General features: G+C 56.9%; 20 protein-coding genes. 9 read left to right on the top strand and 11 right to left on the bottom strand.

The window, feature by feature from the left end:
- Positions 1-9: 9 nt before the first annotated feature.
- Positions 10-678 carry a PilN domain-containing protein gene (locus IV109_RS05290; RefSeq protein ID WP_296693306.1) on the bottom strand — a complete coding sequence of 223 codons (669 nt, stop codon included), beginning with the start codon at positions 676-678 and terminating at the stop codon, positions 10-12.
- Positions 675-1,754 carry a pilus assembly protein PilM gene (locus tag IV109_RS05285; protein ID WP_296693303.1) on the bottom strand — a complete coding sequence of 360 codons (1,080 nt, stop codon included), beginning with the start codon at positions 1,752-1,754 and terminating at the stop codon, positions 675-677. Before IV109_RS05285 ends, IV109_RS05290 begins: the two co-directional genes overlap by 4 nt.
- Before the next feature lie 269 nt (positions 1,755-2,023).
- Here IV109_RS05285 and IV109_RS05280 point away from each other — a divergent pair, with 269 nt between their 5' ends.
- Entirely contained in the window at positions 2,024-4,426 is a 2,403-nt protein-coding gene (locus tag IV109_RS05280; protein WP_296693301.1) for a penicillin-binding protein 1A, read from the top strand.
- 45 nt (positions 4,427-4,471) lie between these two features.
- On the opposite strand, the gene cyaY is transcribed toward IV109_RS05280, so the two are convergent.
- Positions 4,472-4,801, bottom strand: coding sequence for an iron donor protein CyaY (gene cyaY, locus IV109_RS05275; protein WP_296693299.1), 330 nt, complete (start codon positions 4,799-4,801; stop codon positions 4,472-4,474).
- A gap of 12 nt (positions 4,802-4,813) precedes the next feature.
- On the opposite strand from cyaY, the gene IV109_RS05270 reads away from it, so the two are divergent.
- Positions 4,814-5,035 (top strand): lipoprotein, encoded by a 222-nt coding sequence (locus IV109_RS05270; RefSeq protein WP_296693295.1) that lies wholly within the window; start codon positions 4,814-4,816, stop codon positions 5,033-5,035.
- Positions 5,032-6,312 (top strand): diaminopimelate decarboxylase, encoded by a 1,281-nt coding sequence (gene lysA / locus IV109_RS05265; protein ID WP_296693293.1) that lies wholly within the window; start codon positions 5,032-5,034, stop codon positions 6,310-6,312. Before IV109_RS05270 ends, lysA begins: the two co-directional genes overlap by 4 nt.
- A 121-nt stretch (positions 6,313-6,433) precedes the next feature.
- Here the strand turns inward: lysA and IV109_RS05260 are convergent, their stop codons facing one another.
- From IV109_RS05260 to IV109_RS05240, 5 genes are all read right to left on the bottom strand, one after another.
- Positions 6,434-7,090 carry a protein-methionine-sulfoxide reductase heme-binding subunit MsrQ gene (locus IV109_RS05260; RefSeq protein ID WP_296693291.1) on the bottom strand — a complete coding sequence of 219 codons (657 nt, stop codon included), beginning with the start codon at positions 7,088-7,090 and terminating at the stop codon, positions 6,434-6,436.
- Positions 7,090-8,097, bottom strand: coding sequence for a protein-methionine-sulfoxide reductase catalytic subunit MsrP (gene msrP, locus IV109_RS05255; RefSeq protein WP_296693289.1), 1,008 nt, complete (start codon positions 8,095-8,097; stop codon positions 7,090-7,092). The genes IV109_RS05260 and msrP overlap by 1 nt, the downstream gene beginning before the upstream one ends.
- An 82-nt stretch (positions 8,098-8,179) precedes the next feature.
- Positions 8,180-9,514, bottom strand: a complete 1,335-nt coding sequence (ccsB, locus tag IV109_RS05250; RefSeq protein WP_296693287.1) for a c-type cytochrome biogenesis protein CcsB — start codon at positions 9,512-9,514, stop codon at positions 8,180-8,182.
- Position 9,515: 1 nt separating this feature from the next.
- On the bottom strand, positions 9,516-11,645 hold the full coding sequence (locus IV109_RS05245; protein WP_296693285.1) for a cytochrome c biogenesis protein ResB: 2,130 nt from the start codon (positions 11,643-11,645) through the stop codon (positions 9,516-9,518).
- 144 nt (positions 11,646-11,789) lie between these two features.
- Positions 11,790-12,455, bottom strand: coding sequence for a c-type cytochrome (locus tag IV109_RS05240; RefSeq protein WP_296693282.1), 666 nt, complete (start codon positions 12,453-12,455; stop codon positions 11,790-11,792).
- A 72-nt stretch (positions 12,456-12,527) separates the two neighbouring features.
- Between IV109_RS05240 and yihA the strand changes: the two genes are divergently transcribed.
- Positions 12,528-13,238 carry a ribosome biogenesis GTP-binding protein YihA/YsxC gene (yihA, locus tag IV109_RS05235; protein WP_296693279.1) on the top strand — a complete coding sequence of 237 codons (711 nt, stop codon included), beginning with the start codon at positions 12,528-12,530 and terminating at the stop codon, positions 13,236-13,238.
- Positions 13,239-13,345: 107 nt separating this feature from the next.
- Positions 13,346-14,254: an alpha/beta hydrolase gene (locus IV109_RS05230; RefSeq protein WP_296693276.1), complete on the top strand. Its 909-nt coding sequence runs from the start codon at positions 13,346-13,348 to the stop codon at positions 14,252-14,254.
- Between the two features lie 58 nt (positions 14,255-14,312).
- On the opposite strand, the gene IV109_RS05225 is transcribed toward IV109_RS05230, so the two are convergent.
- Positions 14,313-15,179: a lipid A biosynthesis acyltransferase gene (locus IV109_RS05225; RefSeq protein WP_296693275.1), complete on the bottom strand. Its 867-nt coding sequence runs from the start codon at positions 15,177-15,179 to the stop codon at positions 14,313-14,315.
- 30 nt (positions 15,180-15,209) lie between these two features.
- The gene (locus IV109_RS05220) at positions 15,210-16,040 is read right to left on the bottom strand and encodes a lysophospholipid acyltransferase family protein (RefSeq protein ID WP_296693272.1); all 831 of its coding nucleotides are present in this window, start codon (positions 16,038-16,040) and stop codon (positions 15,210-15,212) included.
- Positions 16,041-16,223: 183 nt separating this feature from the next.
- Here IV109_RS05220 and metK point away from each other — a divergent pair, with 183 nt between their 5' ends.
- The 4 genes from metK to IV109_RS05200 are packed head-to-tail and all read left to right on the top strand — an operon-like array spanning position 16,224 to position 20,961.
- A complete protein-coding gene (gene metK, locus IV109_RS05215) occupies positions 16,224-17,405 on the top strand; it encodes a methionine adenosyltransferase (RefSeq protein WP_296693267.1) in 1,182 nt (393 codons plus the stop codon).
- Between the two features lie 20 nt (positions 17,406-17,425).
- Positions 17,426-18,661: a glycosyltransferase family 9 protein gene (locus IV109_RS05210; protein ID WP_296693264.1), complete on the top strand. Its 1,236-nt coding sequence runs from the start codon at positions 17,426-17,428 to the stop codon at positions 18,659-18,661.
- Positions 18,658-19,155: a GtrA family protein gene (locus IV109_RS05205; RefSeq protein WP_296693261.1), complete on the top strand. Its 498-nt coding sequence runs from the start codon at positions 18,658-18,660 to the stop codon at positions 19,153-19,155. The genes IV109_RS05210 and IV109_RS05205 overlap by 4 nt, the downstream gene beginning before the upstream one ends.
- A 3-nt stretch (positions 19,156-19,158) precedes the next feature.
- Complete coding sequence (locus IV109_RS05200; RefSeq protein ID WP_296693258.1) at positions 19,159-20,961, top strand: phospholipid carrier-dependent glycosyltransferase; 1,803 nt, start codon at positions 19,159-19,161, stop codon at positions 20,959-20,961.
- On the opposite strand, the gene IV109_RS05195 is transcribed toward IV109_RS05200, so the two are convergent.
- Positions 20,903-21,604 carry a hypothetical protein gene (locus tag IV109_RS05195; protein WP_296693253.1) on the bottom strand — a complete coding sequence of 234 codons (702 nt, stop codon included), beginning with the start codon at positions 21,602-21,604 and terminating at the stop codon, positions 20,903-20,905. The genes IV109_RS05200 and IV109_RS05195 overlap by 59 nt on opposite strands.
- Positions 21,605-21,611: the final 7 nt, after the last annotated feature.

Here is a 21,611-nt window from a genome sequence, read left to right as displayed (position 1 = left end):
TGTCTGCTCCTATTTCTTAACAGGAGTTGATGCGGCAATCGTCGGCGCCACTGCAGTGGAAGCAACTCCCTGCGCAGAGATTGCCGCACTCGCGGCTGCACGCATTTTCTCGGCCTCACTGGCGCGAGTCAATCGCACTCGAATCGTAAAGTTAGCCACACGGCGCTGATCCCGCGGCGTCAATGCCACTGAGCCAGCCACAATTTCAATCAACTCCGGCTTGGAAAACCAGGGCGTATTGCTTCCCAAATTACGTAACAGTTCTGATACGCGCTCATTGGACTGCGCAACACCTTGCAGGGTCACACTCTGATTTTCCTGGCGCATGCTGGCAATATAGACACCATCAGGCAACTGCCGGACCAACTCGGTCAGCAAATGGACCGGCAAATTACGGTCTGCCTGCAGATCCTCCACAGCCTGCTGGCGTGCCCGCAAGGCAGCGATCTCAGCCTCAAGCCCCGCAATGTCCTTGATTTGGTTGTCAAAGCGTTGGATTTCGGTCTGCAAAAGCCGATTTTTTCCTTGCTGCGCAGATATCTGCGCCTGAAACCAAAGAAAAATGAGACCCGCAAGCAAACCGCCAACCAAGGCTGAAACTCCGAGGCTGACATTAAATACATCCCGACGCAGCTTGCGTGCAGCCTCACGGTGCGGGAGCAGGTTGATAAGAATCACTGCATGAACCTCCGCAAAGCCAGCCCACATGATGTCAGGTACGACGGCGCCTCGCGCGTCATTTTCTTCAAACGAACGCCCTCGCCAATCTCCATACCATCAAACGGGTTGACCAGACTGCAGGCAAAAGATGTGTGCTGCGTCACAGCAGCCGTCAAACCAGGCAATGCTGCCGAGCCGCCAGCCAACATCACATAGTCAACCTTGTTGTGAGGCGTACTGGTGAAGAAAAACTGCAATGCACGTCCTATTTCCTGCACCATGCTCTCAATAAAAGGACGCAAAGCACTCGACTCATAGTCGTCCGGCAACTCCCCACTGCGCTTCTTGCTTTCCGCCTCTTCCAGTGAAAATCCATACTGCCGCACGATAAGCTGCGTCAATTGCGCACCACCAAATGCCTGATCCCGGTCGTACAGCACCTCATCGTCTCGAATGACCTGCATACTGGTCGTCAAGGCGCCCACTTCAAACAGGGCCACAATGGCCCCGGCACCCTTATTGGGAAGACTTTCTATCAAGCGACCTGTTGCCAAACGGGATGCATACGACTCAACGTCAACGATGACGGGCTTCAAACCGGCAGCTTCTGCCAGACCCTGAATATCCTGAACTTTTTCCCTGCGCGATGCGGCAATCAGGACCTCGACATCCCCCGCTGATGTCGCACTGGGACCCACAACGCAAAAGTCAAGGCACACTTCCTCCAGAGGAAACGGGATGTATTGATTCGCTTCAGTTTCAACCTGTAGCTCCAACTCCTGTTCGGACATGCCTCCGGGAAGAATGATTTTCTTGGTAATAACAGCTGAAGGCGGCAAGGCCATGGCCACATTCTTGGTCTTGGTCCCACTCTTCTTGACCAGACGGCGAACAGCCTCAGCCACTTCATCAAATTTTTCAATATTGCCGTCTGTAATCCATCCGCGCTCAAGCGGTTCAATCGCACATCGCTCCAGGACCAGATTCCCGGACTTGTCTCGACCAAGCTCCACCAGCTTGACGCTGGACGAGCTGATATCCAAACCCAACATGGGCGCTGGTTGACGGCTAAACAAGGACCCCAAAGAGATCAAGACTATCTCCTGAAACAGGCTAATCAAAGATCAGCGAAACTTAAGACTTCACTTGAATGCTATCAGTAAGCTCCTTGTCCCGCAAAGGTTTTTTCAATTTTTCGGGAATACGAGCGTTGCCAAAAGCAGACGCTTTAACATCAGGTAATGCGCAGGGAAAGCGACAAACACACAGCAAAGGGCTAAGCGGCAACAATATTGGATACTACCGCGCCGATGCTCCCAAACGACTATTTTTATAATGACAGCGCGTATCCGGAATTTATTTTATGTCCTCTAAACCACCCAGCAATGAATCCGGCAACGCCCACAACGCCAAAACCAGCGCCACGGCATTGAGTTGGCTACTGCGCATCGCGCTTTGGGGCGGTGGTCTGGCCTTGGCCGGGCTGTTGTCCATCCTGATCATCGTGGCGATTGCGCTCGCGGTGGCATTTCCCAATCTACCGGATATTTCGGATTTGCAGGATTACCGTCCGAAACTGCCCTTGCGGGTGTTTTCTTCAGAGGGAGCTCTGATCGGGGAGTTTGGCGAAGAGCGCCGACATCTGACACCAATCAAGGAAATCCCCAAAGTCATGACAGATGCGGTGCTGGCTATTGAGGACTCCCGCTTTTTTGAACACGGCGGTGTTGACTACAGGGGTGTCTTGCGTGCCGGTCTGGCCAATCTGGGACGCGTCAAAAGCCAAGGCGCATCAACTATCACCATGCAGGTTGCTCGCAACGTGTACTTGTCTTCCGAAAAGACCTACACCCGCAAGATCTACGAAATCCTGCTGACCTTCAAACTGGAGCACCTTCTCACAAAAAATCAGATTCTTGAAATCTATATGAATCAGATTTTCCTGGGCAACCGCGCCTATGGCTTTGCGGCAGCGTCCGAGGCTTACTTTGACAAGCAACTCAAAGACATCACGATTGCAGAAGCGGCCATGCTGGCCGGACTCCCCAAGGCACCTTCCGCCTACAACCCGATCAGCAACCCCAAACGAGCGAGATCGCGTCAACTTCACATCATCGAGCGCATGCTGGAAAACGGATTCATCACCGCAGAACAGGCCAATGCAGCCAAAAAGCAGGAACTCAAAGTCAAATCCGGCTCGGACAACACCAAAGTGCACGCCGAATATGTGGCAGAAACTGTGCGGCAATTGATGTTTTCTCAATATGGCGAGGAGACCTACACGCGTGGCCTGAACGTCTACACCACATTGCGGGCCGCCGACCAGGATGTGGCCTACAAGGCTTTGCGACGCGGCATCATGGATTTTGAACGCCGCCAGATATACCGCGGCCCCGAGGAATTCGTCACCCTGCCTTCCAACGCTCAGGAGCTTGAGGATGCCATTGACGAGGCACTGGACGAGCACCCGGACAACGGTGACGTTATGGCGGCAGTCGTACTGGAAGCGGATGCCAAACACATCAAGGCCATTCGCCAAAGCGGTGAACTTGTCGAAATTAGCGGCGAGGGCCTCCGGCCTGCACAGTCCGGCCTTTCGGACAAAGCCCCGCCCAACATCAAGATTCGACGGGGGGCCGTGATTCGGGTCGCAAGAACGCTGAAGAACACATGGGAGATTACGCAACTGCCTGAGGTCGAGGGCGCTTTTGTGGCATTGGACCCGCGCGACGGCGCCATCCGGGCACTCGTCGGCGGATTTGATTTCGAGAAGAACAAATTCAACCACGTCACACAAGCCTGGCGCCAACCCGGGTCAAGCTTCAAACCCTTTATTTACTCCGCTGCACTTGAAAAAGGTTTCACGCCAGCGACAGTCATCAATGACGCACCGCTCTTTTTCGACGCTGGCGTGACAGGTGGACAGCCTTGGGAACCTAAAAATTACGATGGCAAATTTGAAGGCCCCATGACGATGCGTCGGGGCCTGGCCAAATCCAAAAACATGATCTCAATCCGGATTTTGCAGGCCGTAGGTGCCCAAAACGCACAGGAGTGGATTTCCCGTTTTGGCTTTGATGAAGACAAACACCCAGCCTACCTGACGATGGCATTGGGTGCCGGCTCAGTCACACCCATGCAAATGGCGTCCGCCTACTCGGTGTTTGCCAACGGAGGCTACCGCGTCAACCCATGGCTGATCACAAAAGTAACGGAGCAAAAAGGCAAGGTACTGGTGGAAAGCAAACCACCCTTGCTGGATGAATCCGTGCGGGCTATTGACGCACGAAACGCTTTCATCATGGACAGCCTGCTGCAGGAAGTTACTCGCTCCGGAACGGCCGCGTCCGCTCAGGCAACACTGAAAAGACCGGATTTGTATGGCAAGACCGGTACCACCAACGACTCCATGGACGCCTGGTTTGCGGGCTTCCAGCCAACGCTTGCCGCCGTAACCTGGATCGGCTATGACACGCCAAGAAAACTGGGTGATCGTGAAACCGGTGGCGGTTTGAGCTTGCCGGTCTGGATTCGCTTCATGGAACATGCACTCAAAAACGTTCCGGTGATGGAGTTCAGTGCGCCAGAGGGTGTCATCCAGTCAGGCGGGGAATGGTTTTACGACGAATACATCAAAGGCTCAGGGGTCAGCAGCGTCGGGCTGGAAGACAAGGCGGCGGGGTCCGGAGGAACTGCGGGCCCTGCTGTTCAGCCACTCCCTCCTGCGGACGAAAAGAAAAAGATCCTCGATCTGTTTAAAAACTAGGCTGAAGTCTCACGGGCCACAGGGACGCGTGTGGCGTCGGCGGCATCAGGCGACAAATGTCAGGCTGCAGTTGGCCTGCTCACTGGCAAATCGCGATAGATTGGAAAAGAACTCTCCCTGGCCTTTGGTATCCAACCATCGCCCATTTTCAAATTTGTAGTGATAACCACCCGACTTGGCCGCCAGCCAGATTTCATGCAAGGGCTTTTGAAGGTTGATGATGATCTGACTGCGATTGGAGAAGACCACCGTGATCATCCCTCCCACACGCTGGTTGTCGATATCCGCCGAGGTTTCGTCATTGATGCGGTCACAGTTGGCTTCGACCGCTTTCAGCAGGATTTCGGCGCGGTCCATGAATTCGGAGTCGGTCATTACAATTTCACCATGTTTCGAAACATTCAAATTCTAGTCAGTACCATTGCCCTTGGCATCTGCACGGTGGTTCTGGTTGGCTGCGGCCAACAGGGCGCCTTGTATTTGCCGACGGAACCTGCCGCCGCCAAACGTGCCACGCTGCCCGAAACGCTGTTGCGTTCTGGCACATCCGGCACTGAACCGACCGCAAAGCAGCCCCAACCCTCTTCAGAAACACCCACATCCCAATGAGCGCTCAGAATCTTCCCGGCCAACCCCATCTTGCCTACCGGGGCAAGGAACTTTTTGCGGAAGAAGTCTGCTTGAGTGATCTGGCCAAAGAGCACGGCACACCACTTTTTGTGTACTCCAAGGGCTCCATGCTGGCTGCGCTGGCCGCCTATCAGCGTGGCTTTTCGGGACGCGATGTACAAATTTGCTACGCCATGAAAGCCAACCCGGCCCTGGGTGTAATTCAGGTGTTTGCGCAGGCTGGTTGCGGTTTTGACATTGTGTCGGCAGGCGATATGGACCGTGTTCTGGCTGCAGGGGGCCAGGCCAAAAGCATTATTTTTTCGGGTGTCGGAAAAACCCGCGCAGAGATGCGCCGTGCGTTGGAAGCAGGAATTGGCTGCTTCAACGTCGAGAGTGAAGCCGAACTCGAAGTCTTGAATGAAGTGGCTCTGACATTGGGCACACAGGCACCCATCAGCCTTCGCGTCAACCCCAACGTCGACCCTAAAACGCATCCCTACATCTCGACCGGCCTCAAAGGCAGCAAGTTTGGCATTGCTCACGAACGCGTGGTGCCCACTTACCAGCGTGCGGCGAAGCTTGCCGGCCTGCGGATTGTCGGCATTGACTGCCACATCGGCTCGCAGATCACACAGGAAGGCCCCTATCTGGATGCTGTGGATCGCATGCTGGACCTGGTACAGGCCATTGAAGGAGAGGGTATCCCGATTCATCACATAGATTTTGGGGGCGGTCTGGGCATCGACTACAACGGGGATACACCGCCCAGTGCCGAGCACCTCTGGAAAAACCTGCTGACCAAGCTGGATGCGCGCGGCTTTGGCAAGCGCAAGCTGATGATTGAGCCGGGTCGCTCCCTGGTGGGAAATGCGGGGGTCTGCCTCACCGAAGTGCTTTACCTCAAGCCTGGCCCCCAGAAAAACTTCTGCATCATTGACGCGGCCATGAACGATCTGCCCCGCCCGGCTATGTACCAGGCGTTCCACCAGATCGTGCCACTGAACTCGCGCGAGGCTGAGTTGACAACTTGGGACGTTGTTGGCCCCGTCTGCGAAAGTGGCGACTGGATTGGCCATGACCGCATGCTGGCCGTAGAGCAGGGGGACCTGTTGGCGGTGCTGTCTGCAGGGGCCTATTGCATGAGCATGGCCAGCAATTACAACTCGCGTGGCAGGGCACCAGAAATCCTGGTGGAGGGCAAAAATGCTCACCTGATTCGCCAGCGCGAGACCATTGCCGATCAAATACAGAAAGAAAGCCTCGTCAACACTTGACCCATCTTCTGAAAGATTGATGCGCCGGTGTTGATCCGGCTCTCATGCTCTGCCCTCACATCACCCGGCGGAGCACCAGACAATTTAATTGCCATACATTGAATAGCCTAAAGCGTAGATTTCATGAGGACTTGAACCGCTTTTTTCTTACAAAATGGACGAGACGCCAGCCCAGCAGCACTCCCAGAACAAAGGCATAAACGGACACTTCAGCAAAGTCATTTTTACCAGCCCGCATCCAGAAAAAGTGCAGAATCGCAAGCCCTGCGACCACATACACAAGCTTGTGCAGAAGCTGCCAGCGTTTGGCTCCCAACGCTTTGATAGCGCGATTGAAAGACGTTGCAGCCAGCAAGGACAGCAGCACAAACGACGCGAAGCCAACCAGAATGAACGGACGCTTTGCGATGTCTTTGATGATGTCGGTCACATCAAAGCTCATGTCAAACCAGCTGTAGCTCAACAGGTGCAAGACAAGATAGAAGTAAACAAAAAGCCCCAGCATGCGTCGAAAGCGGGCCAAGGCCGGGGTGCCTGTGATGACCCGCAAGGGCGTCACGGCCAGCACCACACACAGAAAGCGCAAGGTCCAATCACCCGTCGCGCGCACCAGCGCTTCGGCCGGATTGGCGCCCAATTGCTGGCTCACGGTTGCATAGAGCAGCCAACAAAATGGCAGCAGCATCAGCCCAAACACGACGGGCTTGGCAAAGCGATGTAAAAAGAATGTTCTAAACCGGGCCACGAACGAGCCCGACTTGGCGGCAAGCACCCGCATCAAAAGAATTTCTTGAGATCCATACCAGCGTAAAGCTGCCCCACCTGTGCCTCGTAACCATTGAACATCAGGGTTTTGCGCTTCTTGGCGAACAAGCCATCCTCGCCTATGCGCCGCTCCGTCGCCTGACTCCAGCGCGGATGGTCCACATTTGGGTTGACATTGGAAAAGAAGCCGTATTCATTCCCCGCGGCCTTGTTCCACGCGGTCAAAGGCTGCTTGTCGGTGAAACGGATCTTGACGATGCTCTTGCCGCTCTTGAAACCGTACTTCCATGGCACAACCAAGCGCACGGGTGCCCCGCTTTGATTGGGCAAAACCTCGCCATACATGCCAAAGGTCAGCAGGGTCAGCGGGTTCATGGCCTCATCCATGCGCAAACCTTCCACATACGGCCAGTCCAGTACAGGGGAGTCCACGAAACGCATGGCTTTGGGGTCCAGCTGAGTGACAAACTCAACATATTTGGCACTTCCCAGCGGCTCCACCTTCTTGATCAGTTCAGACAAGGAATAACCCACCCAGGGAATGACCATCGACCAGCCCTCCACACAGCGCATGCGGTAGATGCGCTCCTCCTGGGCACTGAGTTTGAGCAGGTCTTCCAGTCCGTATTTACCGGGCTTTTTAACCAAGCCTTCAATCTCTACGGTCCAGGGCGAGGTCTTGAGCGCATGCGCGTTTTTGGCAGGATCGGATTTGTCGGTGCCGAACTCATAAAAATTGTTGTACGAGCTGGCGTCCTTGTAGTCGGTGACTTTTTCCATGGTCACCGCACCCGCCAGATTTGATTTCCCACCCGCCAGGGGTGCCAGTTTTCCGGGCTTTAGGGTTTGACCTGCGGTCTGGGCAAGCGCCTCGCGCGACGCCCACGACGTCATGGCAGCGCCTGCAACGCCAGTGGCCAGCAGCTTGATCAGATCACGTCGTCCTTCGTAGACGCAGCGATCCGTGATCTCACTGGAAACTCCGTGAGAAAAACCATTCCGATTCGTCTTGATAAACATGTTGCAGTCCTCGTTGAATGACTTGTCGTGCAACGGCGTGCATTCTTACAAATAGTTTCTGTGCCGCAGCCCGGTTACGCCACTACAAGGTACCGTAACTGTGCAAGCCGCTCAGAAACATATTCACGCCGATGAAGGCAAAAGTGGTTACCGCCAGCCCTGACAAGGCCCACCATGCCGCCACGGTACCGCGCAGGCCCTTCATCAGCCGCATATGCAGCCAGGCCGCGTAGTTGAGCCAGACGATGAGCGCCCAGGTTTCTTTGGGATCCCAGCTCCAGTAGCCGCCCCATGCTTCAGCCGCCCACAGCGCTCCCAACACAGTCGCGATGGTGAAAAATGCAAAGCCAACGGCAATGGATTTGTACATCACATCGTCGAGAATTTCAAAGGATGGCAAACGGGAAGCGATCTGGCGGCGCCCCAGCAAAATGCCCCCCACCATCAATGCCGAAAGACCAAAGTAGACGGCCCAATAATCACTCATGCCACCGACTGCCGATTTGCGAAACACGATCGGCTCAAAACACAGCACGATGCCGAGCAGCCAAAGCGGCGCCAGCTTGTACCACTTTGTCTCGCCCGCCTGCTGCTTGATCAAGTAGGCAAAAGCCACCATGGCGGCCAAAGCAAAAGTGCCATAGCCAATGAAGTTGGCGGGCACGTGCAGCTTCATCCACCAACTCTTGAGCGCCGGCACCAGCGGCTGAATCTCGTGCGCCTCTCGCACCAGCGTGTACCAAAGCAGAAAACCCACCGCGGCGCTGACCACCAGCATGACAAAGGCCCCCAGCGCGCGCGTCTTGTACTGGGCTTCAAAATACAGATAAAACGCCGCAGTCATCCAGCAAAACAACACGAACACTTCGTACAAGTTGCTGACGGGGATGTGACCGATGTCTGCCCCCAGCAAATAGCTCTCGTACCAGCGAACCATGGTGCCAATCAGGGCCATGCCAACGGCAACCCACAGCAAGCGCGATGCAACCAGCGACATGGCTTCGCCCTGACCTGGGGCAAACATGCCTATCCAGTAGAAGATCGTGCTCATGAAGAACAACATGCTCATCCACAAAATGGCCGACTGACTGGACAAAAAGTACTTGAGCCAAAACACAGAGTCAGCGTTGGCCAGATTACCCTGATAAGACACAACACCCAGCAGCGAAAATCCAGCCACGGCCAGCATCAGTGTGCGCAAGGGGCGCCAGAACCAGCCAAGCATGATGGCACTGGGCATGACCCCCAGCAAGATACCCTTCTCGTACACATCCATTGAGGCGTTGTAGCGGGAGAAAGTAAACAGGCCACCCGCAATCACAATGGCTGCAAACAACCAGTCAAACAGGTTGCGCTTCGCAAAGTAACCTTCGTTCAGGGCCAATGTGGTGTCGACAGTTGTCGATGCAGTAGTCATGTCATTCTTCCTTGATTCCAATCAGCCGGGATTTCAGTTGTTCGAATTCGCGATCTCCATCCATGGTTTTTCTGTTGGTGGATAAAGCCATGGTGGCGCTGGCTTTTCCTTCGCGGGGCGCCAACCATACCCACAACCGCCGCTCCCGAATGTAGAGCATGGCAAATACCCCCAGAATCAGCAGGGCACATCCAAGGTACACAATATTTTTGCCCGGCGCACGAGCCACCTGGAAAACGCTGGCCTGAATTTGGGTGAAGTCGGTCAACTGCAAGGCCATGGGCGCCGGGTATATTTGCGCATCGCTAAGTGCCAGCACCGCCTGGGTCATGAATTTTTGCGTACTGTCGTTGGACTCAAAAGGTTTCAAGCCCGCACGCTCACGGGTGATTTGAGCCAATTCAAACAGAGCGCCATTCAGGACACGGACCAACACCTCGCCCGCCCGGGATCTCTCACCCTCGGGTATGTTGGCTTCCATGAAATCGGAGATGGCCTGCAGACCACCGGCTGCCTTGCCATCCTTGCCCACCTCTTCACCGGCAAACAAGGTCAGGGCGCGTGCAGTCGATGCCGTGAGAGGCTTGATCAAATCCGTCCGGCCCGGCTCTACCGCGTGCGAGACATACCGTTGAATCGCCAGTTCACGCAGGGCGGGGTCAGCTAGCGCGGCGCGCAGCCTGAAAAACTCATCCGTGGAACTCTGCTCGTCGGCCGGAATGCGCAGGTAACGGAATGGCTCAGCCGGCGAATTCCGCAAGCCCATCAAGAACACCGGGACGCCCTCGCCAATATCAACCGGCAGCATGTAGTTGTTAAATTCACGCGCCTGGCCGGCAGCGTCGCGCAGCTTGTAGCTGATGCTGGGACCCACATTGCGCAACTCTTTTTTGGTAACTGCCTTGTTGGCAGCCCCGAACCGCGAATCAATGGACTCTCGCAAATCGACCTTGCGCACATCCACGCCAGAGCCTCCACTGCCTCCAAAATTTTCCACATTGATGACGCGCAGGCCGGTGTATTCCAGCGTCATCTTTTCATCGCCGTTGGTCAGTTGCGACGAACCACCGATAACACCTTCAATCTCAAAGGATTTCATGCCTTTGTGCATGGGCAACGATTTGAGTTTGATGCTGGAGCCGCCGTCATCAAAGCTGGACTGGTAAATTTCCACACCCTTGTAGCTGGCAGGATGATTCACCTCCACTCGCGCCGGGATTTTTTCGCCAGTATGGATATCGTGAATGATGATGTCGCTGGCAAACAGCTTGGGCATGCCGGTGGAGTAGTACTCGACGATAAACTTTTTGAGCTCGACCGCAAACGGCAACTCCTGCAGCAGGATGCCATCCGATTGGTTAAGGATCGCCGTGCTTGAGCGCGTGCCCTCGGTCACCAGCAAATTGCCGCGGAAAGTCGGGTTGCGTTCGCTCAGGCGATGCTCGGGCTTGACATCGGCAATCATGCCGCCGCCGCTGTAAGCCGTTTTACCGTTGAACCACATTTGTGCACGAACGATCAAATCGCCGTCCAGCAACCCACCCAGGCAGACCAAAACGATGGCACTGTGTGCCGCGATGTAACCCATCTTGTTGACGGCACCCGCTTTGGCGGCCACCATCCAGCCGCTTTCAGCACCCGCAGCACCGACCACGGTCCTCTGCTGCAGCTTGACCTTCCAGCCACCGCTCACCAGCAACTGGCCAATGCGTCTGGCGGCCACTTCAGTTGTTTCATCCAGCTCGGCTTGCGCCCGATGGCCAAAAGCCTTCAGACTTTGTTCGCGAATATTTTCCTTGTAGGTTTTGAAATCCATCAGGATCTTGGGAACATTGCGTGCAATGCACAGGGATGTACTGGTGACCAAAAAAGCCAGTATCAAGAGGAACCACCAGGCGCTGTAAACCGAGTACAGGCTAACTTTGGCGAACACCTCCGCCCAGAACGGTCCGAACTGGTTGACGTAGTTATTGAGAGGTTCGTGCTGCTTCAAAACCGTGCCAATCACGGAAGCAATGCAGATAACGGTCAGCAAAGAGATCGAGAAACGCATGGACGACAGCAACTCGACAGCGGCACGCAGTGCGCGTGATCCTGACTTGATCTCTAGACCTTGGGTGGAAACTGTCATCGGGGAATTCTCGTGCTCTCGGATTCTTCACTGACACAAAAAAAAAGCAGGTCACTTCAATATGGACCTGCCCTTTTAGGGTTGACTGCTGGCGTTTAGTTCCCTCAGGAACTAAACGCACTGACCTGAAACACAGGTTCGCGGTTAGCGCAGACCGGCGATGTAGTCGGAAACCGCCTTGATTTCACGGTTGTTCAGCTTGGCGGCCACTTGAATCATTTGCTCGCTGTTTTTACGGGTACCGTCACGAAAGCCCGTCAGTTGGGCAATGGTGTAATCAGCATGCTGACCGCTCAGGCGCGGATACTGGGCAGGAATGCCAGCGCCGTTAGGGCTGTGGCAACCGGCACACGCAGCAATTTGGCGATCCGCAACGCCGCCGCGATAAATGCGCTCACCCAAAGCCACCAGTTCCTTGTCTTTGGCGAAACCCGACTTGGCCGTCTTGGAAGTTACCCAGTAGGCGATGTTCTTCATGTCCGCATCACTCAAGGTTCCAGCAAAGCCGGACATGATGGGGTTGGCGCGCTTGCCGGATTTGAATTCCTGCAGTTGCTTGACCAGGTACTCGGGGTGCTGTTGAGCGAGTTTGGGGTTGGCAGGTGTACCCGAATTGCCGTCTGCGCCGTGGCAGGCCGCGCACACTGCGGCGTAGCTGGCCTCGCCTTTGGCCAGATCAGGCTTGGCAGCCTTGACCGGTTCAACCTTGACCTCCGCGTGGGGCGCAGCAGGCTTGGCCTCTTGTGCCAGGGTGGAAAAAGCGGGAGCAGCCAGGGAGGCAGCAAGCAAAATGGAGGTAAGCAACTTCATAGGGGATGTCGTGTCAGGTGAGCAAAACAGCGTGATTCTACAATGGCGCCCAGGGTTTCTTCCCTTTAATCAATGACTACCAACTCAAACCCACCGGCTTCGGCCTCCAAATCAGGCCCGCCGGGTACCGATGCCAAGGCTGCGGCCGTCGTGGCATTGGGCTGGTTGCACACCGCCAAATTCCTCACAACGGCACCGCAACTGCACTTTCTGCCTGCCCTGGATGTTCCTGAAATTGCGTTCGTTGGTCGCTCCAACGCGGGCAAGTCAACCTGCATCAACACGCTAACCCAGCAAAAGCAGCTGGCATTTGCCTCCAAAAAACCAGGGCGTACCCAGCACATCAACCTGTTTGCACTGGGCAAGCAGGGCGTAACAGATGCCATCCTGACCGACTTGCCAGGCTACGGCTATGCCGCCGTGCCCAAGTCGGACAAGATTCGCTGGCAACAAGTGATGGCCAATTATTTGGTCACGCGTGAAAACCTGAAAGCCATTGTGCTGATGTGCGACCCGCGCCATGGACTGACAGAGCTTGATGAAATCCTGCTCGACATCATCCGGCCCCGCGTGGAAGAGGGGCTGAAGTTCCTGGTCATTCTCACCAAAGCCGACAAATTGACACGTGTTGAACAAAACAAGGCCTTGTCCATCATGAAACTGCAAGCCGGTGGCGGAGAAGTCCGGCTGTTTTCGGCAACCAAACGCCAAGGCATTGACGAGGTAGCGACACTGCTGTGGCAATGGGCGCATCCCGCTGCCGACATCACATCGGTCGCATGAACAACCCGGTACGGGGCCCTCCTGGTCGCCGTCCCAAATGCGACTGCGACGGATTGGCGGAACCCCTAAGCTCAAGCCCTTTTTGACTTCTTGCGGATGCGCCTCCCATGATCGAAACCTATTCCCGGACTCTGCCGCACGGCATTACCCTGAGTTGCCGAGCAGCGGGAAACCCTGCGCGGCCCGTTCTCCTGTTTTTGCATGGATTCCCCGAAGGCGCCTTCGTTTGGGACTACATGCTGGAGCACTTCTCTCGCCCGGAAAACGGTGGCTACCGATGCGTGGCACCCAATTTGCGTGGCTTTGAGCATTCCAGCGCCCCTGCCGACGTCAAGGCCTACCGTCCCAAGCATCTGGTGCAGGACATCGCCGCCCTCATTGCGATCGAAGCGCAACACCAGGGTGGGCAACTGGCCTGCCTGGTCGCGCACGATTGGGGTGGCGCGGTGGCCTGGAATCTGGCCAACCAGTTGCCACATCTGGCCAAGCGTCTGGCCATCATCAACTCCCCCCACCCTGGCACCTTCGTGCGGGAACTCAAGTCGAACCCGGAGCAGCAGGCTTCCAGTGCCTACATGAACTTTCTCATCCGCCCGGATGCAGAAGCCTTGCTGGCGCAGGACGACTACCGCCGTCTTTTTGAATTTTTGACCAATACCTTTGGCGACCATCCTGCGGCCTGGCTCACCGACGCGGTCAAGGCGCAGTACCGCGAGGTATGGAATCAGGGACTGACCGGCGGCTGCAACCTGTACCGGGCATCCCCCTTGCGGCCACCCCGGCCAGAAGACCCTGCTGCTGCGGCGGTGGACCTCCCCCACGACATGCTGACTGTGAGCCTGCCAACCATGGTGGTCTGGGCGATGGACGACATTGCACTGCCACCGGTTCTGATCAAGGGGCTCGACGAGTACATCGCAAATCTCACGATTCACACCGTACCCGGCGCCACCCACTGGATCGTCCATGAAAAGCCGGAACTGGTTGCGCAATTTTTACAGCACTTTTTGCTATAAAAATAAGAGCGAGCTAATCATATATTTAGGGGACCAGAGGCCAATTTATTCAGATAACTCAGTAAACCTGTGCCGCACCGGGCGGGCGATCCTTGAACCGCCGGTGAACCCAGTAGTACTGATCCGGCATGGTGTCTATGAAAGACTGCAGCCTCAAATTCATCAGCGCCGTGTCAGCCACGGCATCCCCGGTCGGGAAGCCCTGCCATGAAGGCATGACCTGAACTTCGTAACCTTGACGTGTCATGCGGGTAAGCACCGGCACCACTTTCGCCCGACCCAATCTGGCAAAACGCGACAGACTGGGCACGGTTGCTGCCGAAACGCCGTAAAACGGCACAAAAACTGACTCTTCCGGGCCAAAGTTCATGTCCGGCAGCAGATACAGCGGATCGCCCGCCCGCAAAGCCGCAACGATGGTCTTGACGCCATCCACCCGACCAAAAAGCCTGGCTGACCCAAAACGCTGGCGACCCGCCAGGATCCATGCGTCCATCACCTTGTTGGCCTGATCGGTGTAAATCGTGGTGAAGTGCCGCGGCAGCTGCTGGGTCAAGGCGGTCCAACCCGCATCCAGTCCTACAAAATGTGGCGCAAAAATGACAACCGGCCCATTGCCCTGAAGTTCATTCATGGCGCCAGACAGGACGAGGCGTCGCCGCACCACGGACGGTGAGCCGTGCCACAGCCAGCCCCGGTCCAGCCAGGCCTGGGCAAAGTGGACAAAGGTACGAATCGTGAGTAAACGAATTTTCTGCGCAGTGTAATCAGGAAAACACAGGCGCAAATTGGTCGCCACAATGCGTCGGCGCGACGTGGCGACGGCATACAGCACCCACCCCAGCGACCAGCCCAGCGCGCGTACCCAGGCCAGCGGCAGACGCCCCAGCACATGCATGAACCCAATCCCAAGCTGACTCAGCATGAGCACCTCAACATAATTCAAATCCTGTGCTCATAAGTCTTGCCGGGGCTGTTTGTACCGCGCGTAGCCCCACAGGTACTGCTGCGGACAACGACAAATCAGGTCTTCCATTGCCCGGTTGATGACCAGCGCGGCCTGTGTCGCATCTTCAGGCAACGCCTCCGCCAGACGCTGTACGTGTACCCGAAAGCCACGCCCCCAAGGCAATCGCTCACCCCAGGCGAGCAGGACCGTTGCGCCGGTTTGTTGTGCCAAGCGGGCCGAGAGCGTCATGGTGTAAGCGTCCCGTCCAAAAAAAGGCACCCAGACACCCAGCCCCAATGGCGGCACCTGGTCTGGCAAGAGGCCCAGCGACTGGCCCTGCTTCAAAGCCTTGATCATCTGCTTGACGCCCGCCAGCGTGGTTGGCGCGGTCTGCAAGCCGGGGCGGGCACGGGCGCTTGTCACCACGGCACGCAGCCAGGGCTGACGTGGCGGACGAAACAGGACTGTCATCGCTTGCTTCTGCTGACCATAGCGCTGTGCATACGCTTGCGCAGTAATCTCGAAACACCCCAGATGTGGAGTCAGAAAAACCACGCCCCGCCCCGCAGCCAGGGCTTCGTCGACATAACTGGCACCATCCCAAAACACTGGCACAGGTCGCCCCAGCCACAAACGGGGCAACTCTGCAACCAGCTTGCCGCTCTCGCCCACGGCACCGCGCCATTGCCGTCCGTTCATCCCTGCCTGGTGAGCATTCGCCAGGAAACGCTTGCGGTACACGCCGGATGAGACAAACACCAGCCAGCCCAAGCCCCAACCCACGCCATGCACCAGCCACAAAGGCAGTGCCGAGAAAAATTTGAACAGGCTAATCATCAGTGGGATAAAATGCACGAGTCGCTGAGTTACGGAACTACTTGCAGGGCGACACACAATGGACTGGCTCCCGCGAGTCGTTATTGTGCCTTGTCAAATCTGACAATTCTGCTAAAGCGTTCGCCGAAGCCTCCAAGCCCAAGCAACGCAGTGTTTAACTTGTTGATATTGGAGCTTTAAATTATGGCGAACGATTTTCTCTTTACCTCTGAATCCGTTTCCGAAGGTCACCCCGACAAGGTAGCCGACCAGATTTCCGACGCGATTCTCGACGCGATTTTCAAGCAGGACCCCAAGTCCCGCGTCGCCGCCGAAACCTTGTGCAACACCGGCCTGGTGGTGCTGGCGGGCGAGATCACCACCAACGCTCATGTGGACTACATCCAGGTGGCGCGTGACACCATCAAACGTATCGGCTATGACAACACCGAGTACGGCATCGACTACAAGGGTTGCGCGGTGCTCGTCGCCTACGACAAGCAGAGCAACGACATTGCCCAAGGGGTGGACCACGCGTCAGATGATCACCTGAATACCGGCGCCGGAGACCAGGGCCTGATGTTTGGCTACGCCTGCAATGAGACACCCGAACTCATGCCCGCGCCCATCTATTACGCCCACCGTCTGGTGGAACGCCAGGCCCAGTTGCGCAAAGACGGCCGTCTGCCCTTCCTGCGCCCGGATGCCAAGAGCCAGGTCACCATGCGTTATGTGGACGGCAAGCCGCACAGCATTGACACCGTGGTGCTGTCCAGCCAGCACAGCCCCGAAATGAGCGACGGCACCAAGATGAAACCCGCTTTCATCGAAGCAGTGATTGAAGACATCATCAAGCCGGTATTGCCCAAGGAGTGGCTGACCTCCGACACCAAATATTTGATCAACCCGACAGGCCGTTTCGTGATCGGTGGTCCGCAAGGCGATTGTGGTCTGACCGGACGCAAGATCATTGTGGACACCTACGGTGGTGCCTGCCCTCACGGCGGCGGTGCCTTCAGCGGCAAAGATCCCACAAAAGTGGACCGTTCTGCCGCCTATGCCGCCCGCTACGTGGCCAAGAACATTGTGGCCGCCGGCTTGGCCAAGCAGTGCCAGATTCAGGTCGCCTACGCCATCGGTGTGGCCATGCCCATGAACGTGACGGTGTACACCGAAGGCACGGGCGTGATTTCCGACGACAAGATTGCAGCGCTGGTCAATGAGCACTTTGACCTGCGCCCCAAAGGCATCATCCAGATGCTGGATCTGTTGCGTCCGATCTACGAAAAGACAGCGGCTTACGGACATTTTGGCCGTGAAGAGCCCGAGTTCAGCTGGGAGCGCACCGACAAGGCCCAGGCACTGCGCGCGGCAGCCGGGTTGTAAGCACAGGCCATTCGGGACGCATGAAAATACAGACACAGCGCTGGATAGATCGCTGGCCAGGCCAGCTTCTGTGCCGCGTGGTGTCTGTCTGGGCATGGTGTGTGTCGCTGGGGCGTCCTCAGGCACAACTGGCGCGCGAGCCACGGCACATCCTGATCATTTTGCTGTCAGAGATGGGCAGCGTGGTGCTGGCAGGCCCCATGTTTGCGGCCCTGCGTCAACGTTATCCCAGTGCCACGCTGCACGTGCTGCAACTCAAGAAAAACCAGGAAGTCGCCAAACTGTTGAGCCTGGCAAGGCCCGAGCACCTGCATTCGCTGGACGACAGCGCGGGATTGGGGCTTTTGCGCGACATCTGGCGTGTCAGCATGACGCTACGCCGTCTGCCGCTGGATGCTGTGATTGACTGCGAATTGTTTTCACGGATCAGCAGCCTGATGTCCTACCTCAGCGGGGCTCCCTTGCGCGTGGGCTTCACGCCGCATACGCAGGAAGGCCTGTACCGTGGCAGCTACATCAACCGGGCTATTCCCTACAACCCCTACCAGCACATCAGCAAGCAGTTTCTGTCACTGGCAGATGCGCTGGATTCTCAAGGCATGCCGCGCAACAAGGCCGCGCCAATTCGCGAGTTGCCCAAAGACACCGGCCTGTCCGTGCCTTTTGAATCCGGCGAATTGTTGGCCTACCGCAAAAAAATGCTGAGCGACCACCCCGTGCTCAAGGGTCGCAAAATCGTGCTGATGTATGCCGGTGGCGGCCTTCTGCCCGAGCGGGCTTGGCCCGCCGCGCACTATGCACAGGTGGCACGCGGCCTGACGCAGGCCGGGCACGCAGTGGGGTTGATTGGTTTGCGTGACGATGCACAACTGGCGCGAGATCTGCAATCGGAAACAAAAAGCGAATTTTGCGTCGACCTGACTGGCTATACCCGCAGCATCCGCGAATTGCTGATGCTGTTCTACGGTGCCGATTTGTTGATTACCAATGACGGCGGGCCGGGTCATTTTGCCAGCCTCACACCGATTCGAACAATGGTTTTCTTTGGCCCCGAAACCGGGCGTCTTTATGGCCCGCTGGGGTCTCGCGCCAAGGTACTGGAATCAGGACTGGCCTGCTCCCCCTGCTTGAGCGCCTACAACCACCGCGAAACCTTCTGCGATGGCGACAACCAATGCCTCAAGCGCATTGCCCCTGATCCGGTGCTGGCACAAGCCCTGGCTGCGCTGGCCGAGCCTGTCTTTGAAGGCTTATGAGCCAACGCGCGAGCTGGCAGCAGCATTTATTTCTGCTTGTCGAATGGCTTAAAGGCTTTCGCTATATCAAGTTTGGGCTGGTTGGCGCAAGTGGCACCGTGGTCAACCTGGCTGTGCTCTACACCGCGCATGAATACCTGTTTCGCGCCATCGAGCCCGTAGGAAGCAAACCCTATGCCTCCCTTGCGCTGGCGATTGCTGTCGCAACCGTCAACAATTTCAGCTGGAACCGCATCTGGACCTGGGCCGATCGCCTGCAGGCAATCCAGGCGCAACATCAAAGTGCAGAATCAGGATCGAGCACCCTGCTGCGCCAGTTTGGCCTCTACACGCTGGCGTCCTGGTTTGGCATTGCCCTGCAATACGGCCTGACCCTCTGGCTGACGAACTACATGCATTACATGCTGGCCAACGTCATAGCCATCGTGATTGCGAGCGTGAGCAACTTTCTGGCCAATGACCGCTGGACCTTTCGCCAGTCTCCGCCACAATAGGTCATGCATGCCCCTTCCCCGCGCCAACCTGCCTTCAACGCCTCAACGCTAGCCTGGCTGGCCCTGCTGCTGCTCGCAGTCAGTGCCTACGTTTTCGGTTTGGGTGGCCAGTACAACCCCAGCAATGGGGACGAGTTGGTCTACACGCACATTGCGCGCCTGACCGCTGCGTCCAATCACTGGCTCCCCCTTGTGTCCGAGCTGGACCACATGCGCAATACCAAGCCACCGCTGTTGTTCTGGCACGCCATGGTGGCGGGTGACTGGGGCCGGAACTGGAGCATGACCGCGCTGCGCACCCCCAGCCTGATCTACACCATGCTGATCGCTGGTGCCGTGTTCTGGACCCTGAAAAAAATCACGCACGATCTGCGCAGCGCCTGTGTAGCGGCCTGCGTGTACCTTGCGTTTTTTTGTACCTTCCGTTTTGGCCGTACGTTCTTGACCAGCGCCCCCGAAACGTTCTGGTTGAGCCTGCCCATGTTCTGGCTACTGTGGCATCGCTTGCGTCACGATGCAGAACCTCCGACGAACGGCTTGGGTTGGCCAGCTCACATAGGCCTGGGCATGGCGCTGGGACTGGGTCTCGCCTGCAAGTCCTTTGCCTTGATTGCACCCGCGGCCACAGCGTTGTGGTGCAGCCAACTTTTGACTTCACCCGCCCTGAATTGGCGAGTCGCCTTGCAGATTAGCGTCAAAGTAAGCTTGAGTGCAGCGATCGCGCTGGGTGTTTTTGCCTTGTGGTTTGTGCTGGACCCCGACCCCGGGGCCGTATGGCAGGAGTTTGTGATTGGCGAGAATGCGGGCAAGTTGTCGAACAGCCAGGGCTACTGGCATGTGGCCATGTTGGGCGGTGGCTTCAGCATATGGGCGCAACTACTGGCCTATGTCCAGAATGCGGGCCTGCTCGCCTTTGTGGTCATCGGCCTGGCCGTTGTTGGCCTGAAGTTCGGGTTTCAGGTTTGGCGCCATGAGATGGGCAACACCACGCTGTCACCCCACCTGGTGATCTTGCTGGTGTGGCTGGCGGTGTGGCTCATCGTTTTCACACTGCCCAGCCAGCGCTCTGCGCGCTATGTCATCCCCGCCATGCCCGCACTGGCCATGCTGATCGCGCTGTACTGGGAGCGCATTGCACGCAGATGGTTTCTGTTGTCGCTGCTATTGAGCGGCTTGTTCCTTGGGGTGCTGGGACGCATCGGCTGGGCAGCCCATGAACTCGGGATTGGCACAAGCACAGAACTCGGCGCCACACTGCTCACTGTTGCAGCGGGCTTCATACTGTTGATCAGCGGCCTATTGAAACCGGCTTGGACCCGTGCCTGTACGGTGGCAACTTGCCTGATGGTGTATACCTGCTTTAGTCTGACCACCGCGCCACTGAATGGTCCTGCGGGACATTACCCGGACGAAGTCACCGCCCCATTGAACAAGGCTCGCATCGCCGTGCCCAGCAGCTTTAACGGACAATTTGAACGCTTCCAGTTTCTTTTGCCGGGCAATCGTTTCGTACCCTATGACGGCGATGCGTTAGCACGTGCCGATGCTCAACTGCCACCCCAGGAAGAACTCAAGCGACTGCTGGCCAGCCACGATGCCGTGATCTGGCTCCCCTTGACTCCCTCCGAACAGGCTCCGCCGTGCGTACCCGCTTGCACGGTACTGGGCACGCGATGGGAGGTCAAAGGGCGCCACCAAAGCGGCGAGATCACGCTCGCCAATCTCTGGTATCCGCAAAGCTGGTTGTTCAGGCGCGAGTGGTTGCTTGCCCGCGCCACGCATGCCGCAGACGGCGAACCACACTAAAGAGCCAGCACGCCTGAAGGCCTACCCACAACCAAGGGTCGATCAAGGCATCCCATACATTGCCGGTAGGCAAGCGTGTCAGCACAAACAGGCCCAAGACACACGCCATCAAGCTCGCGTCGCGCAGACCATTCACGCGACCCCCAACCACCCAGATCAGTGTCAGCAACAAGGCCACTGCAGCAAAGGCCGCAGAACTGAAACCCCAGGCGTAGACCGACACTGGCAACCAGGCCAGCGCATCCAACAACAGCACCCAGCCCAGCGCCATACCTGCTAACGCCCACAAGGCCGACACATCGATGGGGCCACCCGACGACCCGAGGATCCCCTCCCCCTGCGTCCAGGGTCTGCGCGACACAAGCCAGGCCAGGCAAATGACCGCACTCGTCAAACTGGGTGTTTGAAATGCCAAACCCAGCCAGTACGCGGGCGATGCGGCACCCGGCAGCAAGGTCCAGGACATCACCGCAATGGTTAAACCCAGCCGATAGTCGCGTGAAAGCTTGCGGGCTATCAGCAGGGTAGCGCAGCCAAGTGCCAGAGCCCAGAACACATGCAGGGCCACCCGCATGCCTGTAGGACTGGGCAGCACGGCGTTTTGCGTCGAAAACATGAGCTTAGAAAAATCGCTGAAATCCATCATGCAA

The sequence above is a fragment of the Rhodoferax sp. genome (assembly GCF_018780565.1).
Classification (GTDB): Bacteria; Pseudomonadota; Gammaproteobacteria; order Burkholderiales; family Burkholderiaceae_C; genus Rhodoferax.
Note: the sequence above shows the minus strand (reverse complement) of the source record. Positions and strands in the feature narration are given on the sequence as shown.